This window comes from Bacillus sp. AY2-1, from assembly GCF_008368965.1.
GTDB lineage: Bacteria > Bacillota > Bacilli > Bacillales > Bacillaceae_G > Bacillus_A > Bacillus_A thuringiensis_S.
On record NZ_QPEL01000011.1, the window covers coordinates 53,370 to 67,813 of the forward strand.

Sequence of the window (14,444 nt, forward strand, 5' to 3'; positions counted from 1 at the left end):
AGTCTTCCAAAGACAAGCCCAATTATGTAAAAGGAAAGCATAGAAAAAAGCTAGGGGCTCTCCCCTAGCTTTTTCTATATTTATTACGATTATTTTGCTTCTTGGTAACGTTTTTCAGCAGCGTTCCAATCTACAACGTTCCAAAATGCGCCGATGTAGTCTGGACGACGGTTTTGGTAGTTTAAGTAGTAAGCGTGCTCCCAAACATCTAAACCGATAACTGGAGTTTTACCTTCAGTTAAAGGAGAATCTTGGTTTGGAGTGCTTGTTACTTCTAACTCACCATTGTTTACTACTAACCAAGCCCAACCAGAACCGAAGCGAGTTGCGCCAGCTTTTGCGAATTCTTCTTTGAATGCATCGAAGCTACCGAATTTCGCTTCAATTGCAGTTGCAAGTTCACCTACAGGTTGTCCTCCGCCGTTTGGAGATAAGATTGTCCAGAAGAATGTATGGTTAGCGTGTCCGCCACCATTGTTACGTACTGCTGTACGGATCGCTTCTGGTACTTCGTTTAAGTTTGCAACTAATTCTTCTACGCTTTTGTCAGCTAATTCTGCATGACCTTCTAAAGCAGCGTTTAAGTTTGTAATATACGTGTTGTGATGTTTTGTATGATGGATGTTCATTGTTTCTTTGTCAAAGTGAGGCTCTAAAGCATCATACGCATAAGGTAAATTTGGTAATTCGTGTTTTGCCATTGTTATATTCCTCCCAGTTTATGTATTGCCACTTAGTGACATACAACTTCATTCTACCCTAATTGCCATAGGGTGCAAACAAATAAATCACATTGTCTTGCTATCATTAAAGTAGCAAAATTCCCACTTCTTTTCAATTAAAATGCTCATATATTCCGTAAAAAAAGCTTCCTTCTACAAGGAAGCTTCCTGCTAACATAATAAACATGCGAAATGGATATGGACCCTGTAGGACTCGAACCTACGACCGGACGGTTATGAGCCGTCTGCTCTAACCAGCTGAGCTAAGGGTCCACAATTATGTATGTAACAACATATCAAATAAAGGAATTCCTATCGGATATGCCCTTTAAGAAAGGTAAGATAAATTTACCATATAGAAAAGAAAAGTGTCAATTGTATTTTTCTTATTTAAAAGAAGAAAGTTAATAAAAAGAAATTTAGTTATCTCCACTATATGTAAATATAATATATCTTGAGATTCTCTAGATTCCTACGTTACAATGATTTTATACATACATAAAGGAAGTGAATCTATGTCCATATTTACCCAATTCGTAAAAAGCATATACTCGCCTAAAGATATGGCGCTATTCCGTTTTCAAAAAATCGGTAAAACCATTTTGTATATTATGCTACTTTGCTTAATTACTACTATTCCAAGAACTTTTTTGTACGGTAGTTTTATCCAAGATGGTGTAGGCATGGTAAATCAAGTCATCGATAAAGATTTACCTGACTTTAAGATTGAAAATGGCGAACTAAAAGCCGATATTGATCAACCCATTGAAAAAGAAGAAGGAAATGCACTTTTCGTATTTGATCCAAATTCAACAGACCTAGAAAAATATCAAAATAAAACAGGTTTATTTGTTTTAAAAGATAAAGTAGTCTCTATGGGAAATGGTCAAACACAAACGTATTCTTATAACGATTTGTTAGGTGCATCTCTTGAGAAAAAAGATCTACAAGAATTTATTTCTTTATTCGATAATATTTATCCAATTTTATTATTCGTTATCGGATTCTTAGTGTACCTATTCCAATTATTCATCACTTTTGTAGGCGTGACTTTACTTGCGTTCATCGGTTCTGCTATGAGCGGTCAACGTAAACTATCCTATAAACAAGTTTGGACACTAACTGCATACAGCTACACAATCCCAACCATTTTCTTCATGATTATGGATTTATTCAAAATAGTCGTACCTGGGGCAACATTCATTTATATCGCTGTTGTTTTAATCGTTCTATACTTAACGATTAAAGAGGTACCCCAACCGAAAGAAAAATAAAAAAATGCCTAAATAGGCATTTTTTTTTTGGACAAGCATATATTCCTAGCAAAGGAGTGAAGAATATGAAGAGGTTAGGTATATTCCTATTCGTGCTTGTTCTCGGTTATGTATTTTATTACGATATAAAAATCGGTACTTTACCGATGTTAAGTTCATATAAAAAAACAACCTCTGCCCAAACGATTAAAAAAGAGAACGCAGACAGCCAACAAAATAAAGAGAATAAAACAGAAAAAGAAACGGATACATCTTATAAAACAATTGAAGTAAAAACTGGTGAGACAGTTCTTTCTATTACAGAACAAATTAACAAGAAAAAAATTCCTTCCATAGAAAAAGTCATTGACGACTTTAAACTATTAAACAAAAGTACATCTGCTACAAAAATCCAAATTGGAAAGTCTTATAAATTCCCGTTATATCAATAAGCTATCACTTAATCCTTGTCAATTACATAAAGGCGCTGATACAATAGTAAAAGTGAAACCGAGCACTTCGGTTTCTATAGCCCTATATCACGTATACTATCATTGATATGAGGGACTAAATAAGAAACTTCTTTTATAAGGAGAGCGATCTATTCGTGAATGAAATGACTCATCGTACAAAAACACGTCCAGTTAAAGTCGGTAATTTAACAATCGGCGGTAATAATGAATTAATTATACAAAGTATGACAACAACAAAAACACATGATGTTGAAGCAACAGTTGCTGAAATCAAGCGTTTAGAAGAAGCCGGCTGTCAAGTCGTCCGCGTTGCCGTTCCAGATGAACGCGCAGCAGATGCTATTGCTGATATAAAAAAACAAATCAACATTCCACTTGTTGCTGATATTCATTTTGATTATCGCCTTGCTTTAAAAGCAATTGAAGGTGGCATTGATAAAGTACGTATCAATCCAGGTAATATTGGTCGTCGCCATAAAGTAGAAGCTGTTGTAAATGCAGCAAAAGAGCGCGGTATTCCAATCCGTATTGGTGTAAACGCCGGTTCATTAGAGCGTCACATTTTAGAAAAGTACGGGTACCCAACTGCAGATGGTATGGTTGAGAGCGCGCTACATCATATTAAAATTTTAGAGGACTTAGATTTCCACGATATTATCGTATCTATGAAAGCCTCTGATGTTAACTTAGCAATCGAAGCATACGAGAAAGCTGCTCGCGCTTTTGATTACCCATTACATTTAGGTATTACAGAATCTGGAACATTGTTTGCTGGAACTGTAAAAAGTGCCGCTGGTCTTGGAGCAATCTTAAGTAAAGGCATCGGAAATACACTACGTATTTCATTAAGTGCTGATCCAGTTGAAGAAGTAAAAGTTGCTCGTGAATTATTAAAATCATTCGGTCTTGCGTCTAACGCAGCGACACTTATCTCTTGTCCAACTTGTGGTCGTATTGAAATCGATTTAATTAGCATCGCTAACGAAGTGGAAGAATACATCTCTACACTTCAAGTACCAATTAAAGTTGCAGTACTTGGTTGCGCTGTAAATGGCCCTGGTGAAGCTCGTGAAGCTGATATCGGTATTGCTGGTGCACGTGGAGAGGGATTATTATTCCGTAAAGGGCAAGTCGTTCGTAAAGTACCAGAAGAAACAATGGTAGAAGAACTGAAAAAAGAAATCGACGTAATTGCTGCTGAAATGGCTGCTGAACGAGAAAAAGAAAAAGAGACACAAGAACAATAAAAAGAAGGTTGCCACAATATTTGTGAGCAACCTTCTTTTCTACGTAAAAAAGCTCGTCAGTTATATAACCGACGAGCTTTTACTTTGCACATTTTGGACAACGACCATATATTTCAAACTTATGACCCGTTACTTCATAACCAGTAAAATCTTTATTCATAAAATCCATTGGGCAGGAAGTAATCTCTTTCGTCCCCCCACAATCCAAACAAATAAAATGATGATGATGTTCCATAATAGAACAAGTAAAACGAAAATGTTTTTCACCATTTAATTCCGTTTGTTCTAAAACACCAATCTCAGCAAAAACTGTTAAGTTACGATAAATCGTATCAAAACTAAGCCCTGGATAGTCGTCTTTCATATGCTCTAAAACGTCTTTCGCAGTTAAATAACGATTATGTGCTGCAAATAATCTGAGCATCTCTTCTCTTTTTCCAGTATGTTTGTATCCTTTTTCTTTCATTAGGCGTAAAGCTTCCGTTAGATTCATACCTATCCCTACTTTATGCAGTTTTTTTCTTCTTCCATAAAATCGCACCGATTAAAATAAGAACTGCTATCATAACAATTGTACCACCTGGCGCTAAATCAAGTTGATACGAAGCAAACATTCCACCAATAACTGCAATTTCACCAAATAAAATGGAAAAGAAAATTGTTTGTTTAAATCCTTTAGCAATACGAATACTCGCTGCAACTGGCAACGTCATTAATGATGATACGAGAAGAACCCCTACTACACGCATTGATACTGCAATGACAAGAGCAACTAATATAATGAAAATAAAGTGAATCCATTTCGCTCTTAAACCAGTTGATACTGCGTATTCCTCATCAAATGATAGTAGAAACAGCTCTTTATATAATAAAATAATTGTCGCAACAACAACAATTGCTACAATCCCAATAATAATTAAATCCGTACTTGTTACAGCACTAACACTACCAAATAAATAACTAAATAAGTCTGTGTTAAATCCATTTGCAAGTGAAATGAAAATAACTCCAACTCCCATCCCTGCCGAAAGGATAATCGGAATTGCTAATTCTTGATAGTGCTTATATACAGTTCTTAACTTTTCGATTAGTAGCGCTCCACCAATTGAAAAAACCATCCCCATATATAAGGGGTTTAAAAATCCACCTGTAAAAATGGTTTTTTCAAGTAATAAACTTGCTGCAATACCTGATAACGTCACGTGACTTAATGCATCCGCAATAAGAGATAAACGACGAATAACAACAAACACACCAATTAGCGGTGCAACAAGTCCAATTAAAATACCTGCGTATAAAGAATTACGTAAAAAGTCATATTGTAAAAAATCTTGTATCATTATATCCTCCCGTGATGCTCATGTTCGTGTTCTAAACGATGAACATGATGTCCATATAAGACGGACATTTCTGCATCTTCTAACTCTCGGAACTTCTCTACATTTCCATGGAAATGTAGATGTTGGTTTAGGCATGCAACATGTGTTACTTTTTCGGTAACAGCTCCCATATCATGAGTAACAAGAATTAATGTGATTCCCAACCTTTTGTTTAAATCCTCTAATATTTCGTAAAAACTTTCCACATTTTTTACATCAATTCCAACAGTAGGCTCGTCTAAAATAAGCAATTCAGGATCACTAACGAGCGCACGAGCAATAAATACACGCTGTTGCTGTCCACCAGAAAGCTCTCCAATGTTACGACCTTGAAACTCACTCATCCCTACATCAGCAATTGCTTTTTCTACCTTTTTCTTATCTTCTTTTGTGAAAAAGCGAAAAAGCCCTTTTTTCGAAACAAGTCCCATTGACACAACTTCAGAAACAGTTGCTGGAAAACCAGAATTGAAACTATTTGCCTTTTGGGATACATAACCAACTTTGTTCCATTCCTTAAACTTCTTACTATCAACGCCAAACACGCGAATGCTTCCTTCTTTTGGCTTTAAAACGCCTAATAAACACTTAAGTAAAGTTGATTTACCTGAACCATTCGGTCCCACTAAACCTAAAAAAGCTCCCTTCGGAACTTGCAAATTAATATTTTCTAACACATTCCGATCTTCGTATCGGAATGTTAAACCTTCAATCTCTAATATATTATTCATAGCATCTCACCTATTTTAATTCAGAATGATTCCGATTTATATCTATTTGAATTATAGTACAGCTTATTATAGTTGTAAACCAATCTGCCTAAAATATATCTATTTTTTCAAGAAACCTTACTATTATAACAAAAAGCAGAGAAAAATTCTCTGCTTTCGAAAAATATTCCTATAAATTTTTAGTGAATAGCCGATTTAAACTTACCACCATTTGTCTCTTGCGTGTTCATAATCGTCACAAACGCATTTTCATCAATTTCATGCACAATTGATTTTAACTTCGTCACTTCTAGACGCGTTACAACTGCATAAATAACTTCTTTTTCTTTATCCGTGTAACCACCTTTTGCTACCAGCTTTGTAGTTCCACGGCCAAGACGATGCAAAATCGCGTTTGATACTTCCTCGTATTGATCAGATACAATTAAAACCGCCTTCGTTTCATCTAGCCCTTGAATTACTGTATCGATTGTTTTAAATGCAATATAGTAGGTCATAACAGAATACATCGCTTGTTCCACACCAAACACAAATGCTGCCCATGCAAAAATAAATAAGTTCACAAACATTACGAATTCACCAACAGAGAACGGTAATTTCTTCGTTAATAAAATCCCCATAATTTCAGTTCCATCTAACGACCCACCATGACGAATTACAAGTCCTACACCAAGACCTAAAATAAGCCCACCAAACACTGTCGCTAAAATAGGTTCTGTTGTAAATGGTGGCACCGCATGTAACGTTGACTCAATGAAAGCTAACGCTACAATACCAAATGTCGAAGATAACATAAATGTTTTTCCAATTTGCTTATAACCCGAATACATAAATGGGATATTGAGAACAACGACTAAAGTAGAAAAACTTAACCACCAAATGTTAGGAGTAAGATAATCTAATATAAGAGAAATACCAATAATTCCACCATCAATAATTTTATTTGGCATTAAAAATAGTTCAATCGCTACCGCCGCGCATGCTGCTCCAAAAATAATCATAACTAAACGATAAATGAGATGAATAACACTTTCTTTTCGATGTTGCTTTTGCTCCATAGGTCCTCCCTTTACTCTTTTTCTGTAGTTTTGTCCTTATATTATAACATACGCTTCTTTTCCTCATGAAAAAAGAAACTCCATACGAATATGTACAAGCTATATGCTCATATATTTCGATAGAAGAACACGTGAAGGAGGATAACAAGATGAACCTCATAAAACAAATTGTTAATAAAAAATTAAATCATATTTCTACAAAAGAGTTATTAAAATATAGCAAAGAATATGAAGTTTCTATTACGACTGCACAAGCTGACCAAATCGTTTTACTTATGAAAGGTAAAAATATTAATATTTACGATAACAACGAGCGACTAGAGCTCTTAAAACAGATCGCAAGAGTAACTTCCCCTGCCACTGCCCAACAAGTAAATACATTATTTCAGCAACTACTAAAATAGGGAGGGGATTTCCCCTCCTTATTGTGCTTTAATTTTTTCAAGAATCCCTTCATCAAAATTACCGTTTTTCAGCATTTCGATTTCCAATTTGTATGGTGGTTTCTTATCTTTTTTATCTTCCCCTACATACGGTGTTTCAAGAATTTTTGGTACATGCATTAACTGTGGATGATGTACAATGTGATGCAATGCTTTATACCCAATGTGACCAAATCCAATATTTTCATGACGGTCTTTTCCTGCTCCGCGTACATTTTTACTATCGTTAATATGAAGTACTTGTAAACGATCTATACCGACGATCTTATCAAATTCGTTTAACACGCCGTCAAAGTCATTTACAATATCATATCCTGCATCGTGCGTATGGCACGTATCAAAGCATACAGATAGCTTTTCATTATATTTTACACCATCAATGATTTTTGCAATTTCTTCAAAGCTACGACCGCATTCTGTTCCTTTTCCTGCCATCGTCTCTAATGCAATGTTAACCGTCTGTTCTGGCGTTAGTACTTCATTAAGCCCTTTAATAATTTGTTGAATACCAGCATCTGCTCCAGCACCAACGTGCGCTCCTGGGTGAAGAACAATTTGTTTCGCTACACCTAATGCCGATGTTCTTTCAATTTCCATACGAAGGAAGTCTACACCTAATTGGAATGTTTCTGGCTTTGTCGTATTCCCAACATTAATAATATACGGTGCATGGACGATAATCTCCTCAATTCCATTCAGCTCCATATGTTTTCTTCCTGCTTCTATGTTCAATTCTTCAATTGGTTTTCTTCGTGTATTTTGCGGTGCACCTGTATAAATCATAAACGTCGTTGCACCATATGAAACAGCCTCTTCACTTGCTGCTAATAACATTTTCTTACCACTCATGGAAACATGAGATCCAATCTTTAACATACAATCACCTCTTCAATATACAATAGATATAATGATAGCATAATTTGTAGAAATATGTAGTGAATTGTTTGTTCACAAAAGACGCACTACACAAATTTATTTGACTATTTAAACAGACTATACTCTTCATTTAAATTAGCGGGATTAAAAAAAGATAAGGGAAACCCCTTATCTTTTTTTATTGCTATATTTTCTCTTCACTTTGTCACGTTCTGTTGCAAGTTTACGTTTATAGTTTGGTTTTACTTTTTTCGGTTTTTTAATAACTTTCGTTGCCATAACATCAAGTTCGTCATTTGGTTTTTTACGGCTCTTACGACGACGACGCTCACCTAAATCCGCCCACTCATCTCCACGTAAATCTACATGTTTAAACTCGATATGACGTTGTTTTTCTAAGCTATCTAACGCTTCTTCGTTTGCTGGATCATAAATCGTCACTGCAATACCAGAATGCCCCGCACGTGCTGTTCTTCCAACGCGGTGAACGAAGAAATCTAAATCTGATGGTAGCTCATAGTTAATAACATGGCTAATCCCTTCAATATCAATACCACGTGCTGCTAAATCAGTCGCAACAATATATTGGAATTCAAGGTCACGAATTTGTTTCATCATTTTTTTACGATCACGTGGTGATAAATCCCCGTGAATTCGTCCAACTTTTAAGCCGCGTTCCATTAATCCATCAGCAACTTGATCCGCCATCTTTTTCGTATTCGTGAAAACAACTGCTAAATACGGTTTAAATTGAAGTAGCATTTTATTCACTAAATCAATTTTATTACGATGTTTAGAAGGCACTAAATAGTGTTCAATGTTTCCAGCTGCAACTTGTTTTGGATTGATATGAATATGCTCTGGATTCTCCATATATTTCTTCAGAAACGGTTTTAGTTTTTGAGGAATTGTTGCAGAGAAAACTAGCATTTGCAAGTTTTTAGGCATACGTGCTGCAATTTTATCTACATCATGAATAAATCCCATATCAAGCATTAAGTCTGCTTCATCGACAATAATCGTATTTGCTTTATGAACAAATAATGCTTGTTCTTCAACTAAGTCTTTAATACGCCCTGGTGTCCCAACTACGATATGAGGTTGTTTTTTCAATTTTTCAATTGAACGTTGTTTATCAGTTCCACCAATTAAACAACGCGCTGTAATCATTTGATCTTCCGCACAGAATTTTGTTAATTTCACAATCTCTTCGTAAATTTGTTGTGCTAACTCACGAGTAGGTGCTGTAATAACAAGTTGTACTTCTTCACGGCTTGCATTAATTCTGTTTAATGTAGGAAGTAAGTATGCATGTGTTTTCCCAGAACCTGTTTGGGATTGCCCAATTACACTTACACCTTTTTTCACGACCGGGAAAATTTTCTGCTGAATTCCTGTCGGCTCTGTAAAGCGTAGTTCACGAACTGCATCTATTAAAAATGGTTTAAAATCATACTGTGTAAAAGTTTTTTGTGTCATAAGTTACACCTTCTTTCTAAAATTTCTACTGCGCGCACAAATCAGTCAAGTCTACATTATATCGAAATCTACAAGTAAAATCCATCTTTAGTTTAGGTTTTCACTTCAAAAACTAACCTTCTTCCCTTTTATTGCATATTGTATGTGTATATACCTAACTGAAGAAAGGAGGATTTCTCACATGTTTCCGAAATCCCCTACAAGGCAAATGTATCCGAATCAAGGACAACAACCTTATACACCATATCCCATTCCACAACTACCACCAATGGCACAAAAAAAGAAAGGTTTTCTTGCTAAGCTTTTTAAAAAACACGATCCAACCGAGCCTTTTATGCAAATGGTTCCGCCTTACCGACAAATGGAAGGCCCACCGATGATGCATCAGCAACCACCGCCGCAGCAATATCAACAGCAATATCAGCAGCAATACCAGCAGCAATACCAGCAACAATATCCTCAGCAACATCCACAATATCAACCATACATGCAGCAACATCCTGAGCAAATGATACCGCCTCAAATGTATGAATCAAATGAAACGCGCGGCGGGGCAGCAACTACAGCTGCAGCAAGCAGTGGCATCGGCAGTTTTTTTTCGAATTTAATTTCGAATCCAACTAATATGATAAATAACATCGAAAAAGTATCCCAAGTCGTTCAATCTGTAGGTCCTGTCGTCGAACAGTACGGTCCTATTATGCGTAGTCTACCAAGCATTGTTAAAATCCTCACCTCTGGAAAAAGTACGGAAGAAAATCAAGCGGAAAATGTAACAGAGCCAGTTGAGGTAAAAAGTCCGCCTCCTACACCTCAAAAAAAGAAACGAAAACGAAAGAAAATAGTGATTGAACCTGTAATAGAAAAAGAGTTACCGAAAGAACCAGTTCAACAAACAGCAACAAAACCAAAACTATATGTGTAACAATCCTTTGTTTTCTATCCACTCCTCCTTTATAATGTAAAAGACTATGCACAAAAGTATCCCTTGTTTAGAAGGAGAGGATTACTCATATGAAAATTGTTAAAATTTCCCCTCGTGGTTATTGCTACGGTGTTGTCGATGCAATGGTAATTGCACGTAACGCCGCATTAGATAAATCATTGCCGAGACCCATTTATATTTTAGGTATGATTGTTCACAATAAACATGTTACAGACGCTTTTGAAGAAGATGGAATCATCACATTAGACGGTCCAAGTCGCTTAGAAATTTTAGATAAAATTGATTCTGGTACTGTTATTTTCACTGCACACGGTGTTTCTCCAGAAGTTAAACAACGCGCAAAAGAAAAAGGTTTAACAACAATCGATGCCACTTGTCCAGATGTTACCAAGACGCATGACCTTATCGAAGCTAAGAAAGCGGAAGGGTATCATGTCATTTATATCGGTAAAAAAAATCATCCAGAGCCAGAAGGCGCAGTCGGTATTGCACCTGACATCGTTCACCTTATCGAAAGAGCCGATGATTTAAAAACATTAGAAATCCCAACAGATAAAATTTTAGTAACGAATCAAACAACAATGAGTCAATGGGATGTTCAACATTTGATGGAGGACATTCAAAAAAAATTCCCAACAGCAGAATTCCATAAAGAAATTTGTTTAGCAACCCAAGTTCGCCAAGAAGCTGTCGCTAAACAAGCTGATGTTGCAGACTTAACAATTGTTGTTGGTGATCCGAAAAGTAACAATTCAAATCGCTTAGCACAAGTATCACAAGAAATCGCAGGTACAAAAGCATATCGAGTTGCTGATGTAAGCGAAATCCAATTAGAGTGGCTACAAGGTGTAGAAAACGTAGCTGTTACAGCAGGTGCTTCTACTCCAACTCCAATTACAAAAGAAGTTATCGCTTTCTTAGATCAATATGACCCAATGAATCCCGCTACATGGGAGAGAGTTCGAAAAGTACCGTTACAAAAAATATTACCTCGTGTAAAAGTGAAAAAAGAACAATAATAAAAACCGTTGCCTATATGAGCAACGGTTTTTATTTTTCTTATACAAATGTAAATGGATCTGTATGTAATTGCGAAGCATGAATGTGTACATTGAGTTTCTTTGCATCCACTTTTTCTTGTAATTGCTTTTGCACACCTTGCTTCATTACTTTTTCAACGTTATGTCCTGGGTCAACTATATTTAAACCGAGCATCATCGCATCATGAGCAACATGATAATACATGTCACCTGTTACATATACATCCGCTCCTTTAAATTTAGCTTGATTGATGTATTTGTTACCATCACCACCAAGTACAGCTACTTTGCGCACTTTATCATCTAATTTCCCAACAACTCGTGCACCCTTTACATCTAATGATTGCTTTACATGTTCTGCAAACTGTCCAAGTGTCATTTCTTCTTTTAAGTATCCTATTTTCCCAAGCCCTAATGTTTCGCCTTTGTTATCAAGTGGATACACATCATACGCTACTTCTTCATATGGATGTGCCGTTACCATCGCTTTAATCACTTTTCGTTGTAGTGAAACTGGAATAATCGTTTCGATTCGCACTTCTTCTACGCGCTCTAACTGTCCAGTTTCCCCTACATAAGGATTTGTCCCCTCTTGAGGTACAAACGTACCTGTACCCTTGCTACTAAACGTACAGTGGCTATAATTGCCGATATGACCAGCACCTGCGTCTCCTAATGCTTTTCGTACTTCTTCTGCATGAGTTACTGGCACAAACACAACAACTTTTTTCATTTCTTCCGCATATGTTGGTGCTAGAACTTCTGTATTTTGCAACCCTAACGCCTCAGCAAGTAAATCATTTACTCCGCCCTTGGCAACATCCACATTTGTATGCGCTGCATAAATGGCAATATCATTTTTAATACACGTTTCAATAATTCTTCCGTACGCTTTATCTGTATGAATCGCTTTTAACGGATTAAAAATTAAAGGATGATGCGCGATAATGACATTCGCTCCTAATTGAATCGCTTCCTCCACAACTTCCTTCGTTACATCTAACGCAATCAATACGTGTTGTACAGATTTATTAAGCGCTCCAATCTGCAGACCAATTTTATCTCCTTCCATCGCCAAATGCTTCGGATACATACTTTCAAATAAAGAAATAATTTCATGGCCGTTTGGAATTTTACTCATGATAAAATCTCCCCTATCATTTTCATTTTCGCTTCTACTTCTGCACGTTTCGCTTTTGTTTCTTCAGAATTAGCCGCACGTTCTAACTGTTTTAAAATATTTTGGAAGTTTTTCAATTCCCCTTCCCATTTCTCACCAAAAGCTTCATTTTTCTCTTTTATTAGAAATGGCCCCATAAACAATCCCGCTTGTTTATTTTCCGAGTAAGGTGCTTCGACATTTCCTCGCTCTCCTACTAAAATCTCGTAAATTTTCCCATCTTCTTTTACGATTTTTTCATGGATAAGCTCCCAACCATTTTCAACAAACCATTCACGAATATGATGCGCTGCAATATTCGGCTGTAAAATTAAACGTGTTACACCTTCTAATTTTTCTTTACCACTTTCTAAAATGTCACGAATTAACGCTCCGCCCATTCCAGCAACCGTAATAACATCTACTTCTCCTGGCGCGATAACAGCTAATCCATTCCCTTTACGTACATCTACTTTATCTTGTAAGCCACTTTCAGCTACAGTTGCTTGTGCAGAACGAAATGGTCCATCTACAACTTCTCCTGCAACTGCTTTTGTAGCAATATTATTTATAATTGTATAACACGGTAAATACGCATGATCCGATCCAATATCAGCAACTGTAGATCCTACTGGTATTTCACGCACAACTTCTTCTAATCGTTTTGAAAGCTTTACTTCATTCATGTATTTCCATTACTCCTTCTCTTGTTAGTCTGTCTCCATGATAATGAATTTATAGTAGTTGTTGCAAGCCCATAACAACAATTCATTTCTCTATCATTCATCGTATTTTAGAAAATATAGAAAAACAAGCCCTTTGCATAAGCAAAAGGCTTGTCATACGGGACTTTATTTTTTCTTCGATAACCAATCAGCTACTTTAGTGGCTTGATCAGCTGGAACTATATTGGCAGGCATATTGCCCTTTCCTTTCGAAAGAATTTCTTTAATTTCATCCTTTGAAAGTTTCCCACCAATTTTTTGTAAGTTAGGTCCTACCGCCCCTTGTAACTGATCACCGTGGCAGCTCGTACAGCTTTGCTTCACAATATCCTCTGGTTTTGATGCTGTTTGTGCTGGCTTCCCGCCATTTTTTGCATCAGCTAACTCTTTAGATTTATTTAGCCCCTGAAATGAAAATACAAACATAACGATAATACCTAATGCTGCAATAAGAGCGAACGGAATCAGCGGATTACGTTTCATATCTCTTCTCCCCCCTCTATACCCCTAAATAGTTAGATGATTCAGTCATTTCCATTGTACTTGAAAACGCTCTATCAGAAAAGAGTAAACTACTACTTGTTAAAAATATTCCATAAATTCAGTTTATTGTTTTTTATTGTCATATAGCTTATTATTTCGATAATTATTAACGTTTCTCATTTTTGTATAGAATAAACAAAATTAATCGAAAAATCGAAAAATGCGCATTTGCAAATCAAAAGACAATTCTGTAAAATAAATTACAAGAAATTGTAATCGTTGCCGATAGCTAAATTTTAACAAAAATTAACAAAATAAAAAAGTTTACTTCACAAAGGTGAAGTAAACTTAAAAAATAACCTATTCTAAGAAATCCTTAAGACGCTTACTACGACTTGGATGTCTTAATTTGCTAGGTGCTTTTGCTTCA

General features: G+C 36.1%; 17 protein-coding genes and 1 tRNA gene. 6 read left to right on the forward strand and 12 right to left on the reverse strand.

The annotated features are described in order from the left end of the window. Positions 1-89: 89 nt before the first annotated feature. A complete protein-coding gene (gene sodA, locus DN403_RS01740) occupies positions 90-701 on the reverse strand; it encodes a superoxide dismutase [Mn] (protein ID WP_001052031.1) in 612 nt (203 codons plus the stop codon). A gap of 220 nt (positions 702-921) precedes the next feature. Then, positions 922-995, reverse strand: a tRNA-Ile gene (locus DN403_RS01745). A 242-nt stretch (positions 996-1,237) separates the two neighbouring features. On the opposite strand from DN403_RS01745, the gene yqgB reads away from it, so the two are divergent. The 3 genes from yqgB to ispG all read left to right on the forward strand — a co-directional run bounded on the left by yqgB (position 1,238) and on the right by ispG (position 3,695). After that, a complete protein-coding gene (yqgB, locus tag DN403_RS01750; protein ID WP_000021895.1) occupies positions 1,238-1,996 on the forward strand; it encodes a protein YqgB in 759 nt (252 codons plus the stop codon). Positions 1,997-2,061: 65 nt separating this feature from the next. After that, entirely contained in the window at positions 2,062-2,427 is a 366-nt protein-coding gene (yqfZ, locus tag DN403_RS01755) for a protein YqfZ (RefSeq protein ID WP_000825421.1), read from the forward strand. 164 nt (positions 2,428-2,591) lie between these two features. Beyond that, a complete protein-coding gene (ispG, locus tag DN403_RS01760; protein WP_153578351.1) occupies positions 2,592-3,695 on the forward strand; it encodes a flavodoxin-dependent (E)-4-hydroxy-3-methylbut-2-enyl-diphosphate synthase in 1,104 nt (367 codons plus the stop codon). Between the two features lie 79 nt (positions 3,696-3,774). Here the strand turns inward: ispG and DN403_RS01765 are convergent, their stop codons facing one another. The 4 genes from DN403_RS01765 to DN403_RS01780 all read right to left on the reverse strand — a co-directional run bounded on the left by DN403_RS01765 (position 3,775) and on the right by DN403_RS01780 (position 6,863). After that, positions 3,775-4,188: a Fur family transcriptional regulator gene (locus DN403_RS01765; protein WP_001054516.1), complete on the reverse strand. Its 414-nt coding sequence runs from the start codon at positions 4,186-4,188 to the stop codon at positions 3,775-3,777. A gap of 13 nt (positions 4,189-4,201) precedes the next feature. Then, the gene (locus DN403_RS01770) at positions 4,202-5,035 is read right to left on the reverse strand and encodes a metal ABC transporter permease (RefSeq protein ID WP_000613817.1); all 834 of its coding nucleotides are present in this window, start codon (positions 5,033-5,035) and stop codon (positions 4,202-4,204) included. Next, positions 5,035-5,805, reverse strand: coding sequence for a metal ABC transporter ATP-binding protein (locus tag DN403_RS01775; protein WP_001059662.1), 771 nt, complete (start codon positions 5,803-5,805; stop codon positions 5,035-5,037). Before DN403_RS01775 ends, DN403_RS01770 begins: the two co-directional genes overlap by 1 nt. A gap of 179 nt (positions 5,806-5,984) precedes the next feature. Further along, positions 5,985-6,863, reverse strand: a complete 879-nt coding sequence (locus DN403_RS01780) for a YitT family protein (protein ID WP_000435962.1) — start codon at positions 6,861-6,863, stop codon at positions 5,985-5,987. 149 nt (positions 6,864-7,012) lie between these two features. On the opposite strand from DN403_RS01780, the gene DN403_RS01785 reads away from it, so the two are divergent. Next, entirely contained in the window at positions 7,013-7,267 is a 255-nt protein-coding gene (locus DN403_RS01785; RefSeq protein WP_001048959.1) for a DUF2624 domain-containing protein, read from the forward strand. A gap of 18 nt (positions 7,268-7,285) precedes the next feature. Here the strand turns inward: DN403_RS01785 and DN403_RS01790 are convergent, their stop codons facing one another. Continuing rightward, positions 7,286-8,182 carry a deoxyribonuclease IV gene (locus DN403_RS01790; protein ID WP_000912458.1) on the reverse strand — a complete coding sequence of 299 codons (897 nt, stop codon included), beginning with the start codon at positions 8,180-8,182 and terminating at the stop codon, positions 7,286-7,288. Between the two features lie 168 nt (positions 8,183-8,350). Next, positions 8,351-9,661 carry a DEAD/DEAH box helicase gene (locus tag DN403_RS01795; RefSeq protein ID WP_000192443.1) on the reverse strand — a complete coding sequence of 437 codons (1,311 nt, stop codon included), beginning with the start codon at positions 9,659-9,661 and terminating at the stop codon, positions 8,351-8,353. A gap of 181 nt (positions 9,662-9,842) precedes the next feature. On the opposite strand from DN403_RS01795, the gene vrrA reads away from it, so the two are divergent. Together vrrA and DN403_RS01805 are read left to right on the forward strand one after the other, a co-directional pair. Further along, on the forward strand, positions 9,843-10,586 hold the full coding sequence (gene vrrA, locus DN403_RS01800) for a VrrA/YqfQ family protein (protein ID WP_098298032.1): 744 nt from the start codon (positions 9,843-9,845) through the stop codon (positions 10,584-10,586). An 89-nt stretch (positions 10,587-10,675) separates the two neighbouring features. Continuing rightward, positions 10,676-11,626 carry a 4-hydroxy-3-methylbut-2-enyl diphosphate reductase gene (locus DN403_RS01805; protein WP_000706658.1) on the forward strand — a complete coding sequence of 317 codons (951 nt, stop codon included), beginning with the start codon at positions 10,676-10,678 and terminating at the stop codon, positions 11,624-11,626. Between the two features lie 40 nt (positions 11,627-11,666). Here DN403_RS01805 and DN403_RS01810 read toward each other — a convergent pair whose 3' ends face one another. From DN403_RS01810 to DN403_RS31645, 4 genes are all read right to left on the reverse strand, one after another. Next, complete coding sequence (locus DN403_RS01810; RefSeq protein WP_000036251.1) at positions 11,667-12,788, reverse strand: Nif3-like dinuclear metal center hexameric protein; 1,122 nt, start codon at positions 12,786-12,788, stop codon at positions 11,667-11,669. Beyond that, positions 12,785-13,492, reverse strand: a complete 708-nt coding sequence (locus tag DN403_RS01815; RefSeq protein ID WP_001006546.1) for a tRNA (adenine(22)-N(1))-methyltransferase — start codon at positions 13,490-13,492, stop codon at positions 12,785-12,787. Before DN403_RS01815 ends, DN403_RS01810 begins: the two co-directional genes overlap by 4 nt. Positions 13,493-13,657: 165 nt before the next feature. Further along, the gene (gene cccA / locus DN403_RS01820) at positions 13,658-14,014 is read right to left on the reverse strand and encodes a cytochrome c550 (protein ID WP_000828142.1); all 357 of its coding nucleotides are present in this window, start codon (positions 14,012-14,014) and stop codon (positions 13,658-13,660) included. Between the two features lie 360 nt (positions 14,015-14,374). Next, positions 14,375-14,444: hypothetical protein (locus DN403_RS31645; RefSeq protein ID WP_255451746.1), on the reverse strand; the 70-nt coding region annotated here is incomplete at its 5' end.

Bases quoted from the DNA above. Each gene is read 5' to 3' on its own strand.
- sodA (WP_001052031.1), bottom strand. From the start codon at position 701: ATGGCAAAACACGAATTACCAAATTTACCTTATGCGTATGATGCTTTA.
- yqgB (WP_000021895.1), top strand. From the start codon at position 1,238: ATGTCCATATTTACCCAATTCGTAAAAAGCATATACTCGCCTAAAGAT.
- yqfZ (WP_000825421.1), top strand. From the start codon at position 2,062: ATGAAGAGGTTAGGTATATTCCTATTCGTGCTTGTTCTCGGTTATGTA.
- ispG (WP_153578351.1), top strand. From the start codon at position 2,592: ATGACTCATCGTACAAAAACACGTCCAGTTAAAGTCGGTAATTTAACA.
- DN403_RS01765 (WP_001054516.1), bottom strand. From the start codon at position 4,188: ATGAATCTAACGGAAGCTTTACGCCTAATGAAAGAAAAAGGATACAAA.
- DN403_RS01770 (WP_000613817.1), bottom strand. From the start codon at position 5,035: ATGATACAAGATTTTTTACAATATGACTTTTTACGTAATTCTTTATAC.
- DN403_RS01775 (WP_001059662.1), bottom strand. From the start codon at position 5,805: ATGAATAATATATTAGAGATTGAAGGTTTAACATTCCGATACGAAGAT.
- DN403_RS01780 (WP_000435962.1), bottom strand. From the start codon at position 6,863: ATGGAGCAAAAGCAACATCGAAAAGAAAGTGTTATTCATCTCATTTAT.
- DN403_RS01785 (WP_001048959.1), top strand. From the start codon at position 7,013: ATGAACCTCATAAAACAAATTGTTAATAAAAAATTAAATCATATTTCT.
- DN403_RS01790 (WP_000912458.1), bottom strand. From the start codon at position 8,182: ATGTTAAAGATTGGATCTCATGTTTCCATGAGTGGTAAGAAAATGTTA.
- DN403_RS01795 (WP_000192443.1), bottom strand. From the start codon at position 9,661: ATGACACAAAAAACTTTTACACAGTATGATTTTAAACCATTTTTAATA.
- vrrA (WP_098298032.1), top strand. From the start codon at position 9,843: ATGTTTCCGAAATCCCCTACAAGGCAAATGTATCCGAATCAAGGACAA.
- DN403_RS01805 (WP_000706658.1), top strand. From the start codon at position 10,676: ATGAAAATTGTTAAAATTTCCCCTCGTGGTTATTGCTACGGTGTTGTC.
- DN403_RS01810 (WP_000036251.1), bottom strand. From the start codon at position 12,788: ATGAGTAAAATTCCAAACGGCCATGAAATTATTTCTTTATTTGAAAGT.
- DN403_RS01815 (WP_001006546.1), bottom strand. From the start codon at position 13,492: ATGAATGAAGTAAAGCTTTCAAAACGATTAGAAGAAGTTGTGCGTGAA.
- cccA (WP_000828142.1), bottom strand. From the start codon at position 14,014: ATGAAACGTAATCCGCTGATTCCGTTCGCTCTTATTGCAGCATTAGGT.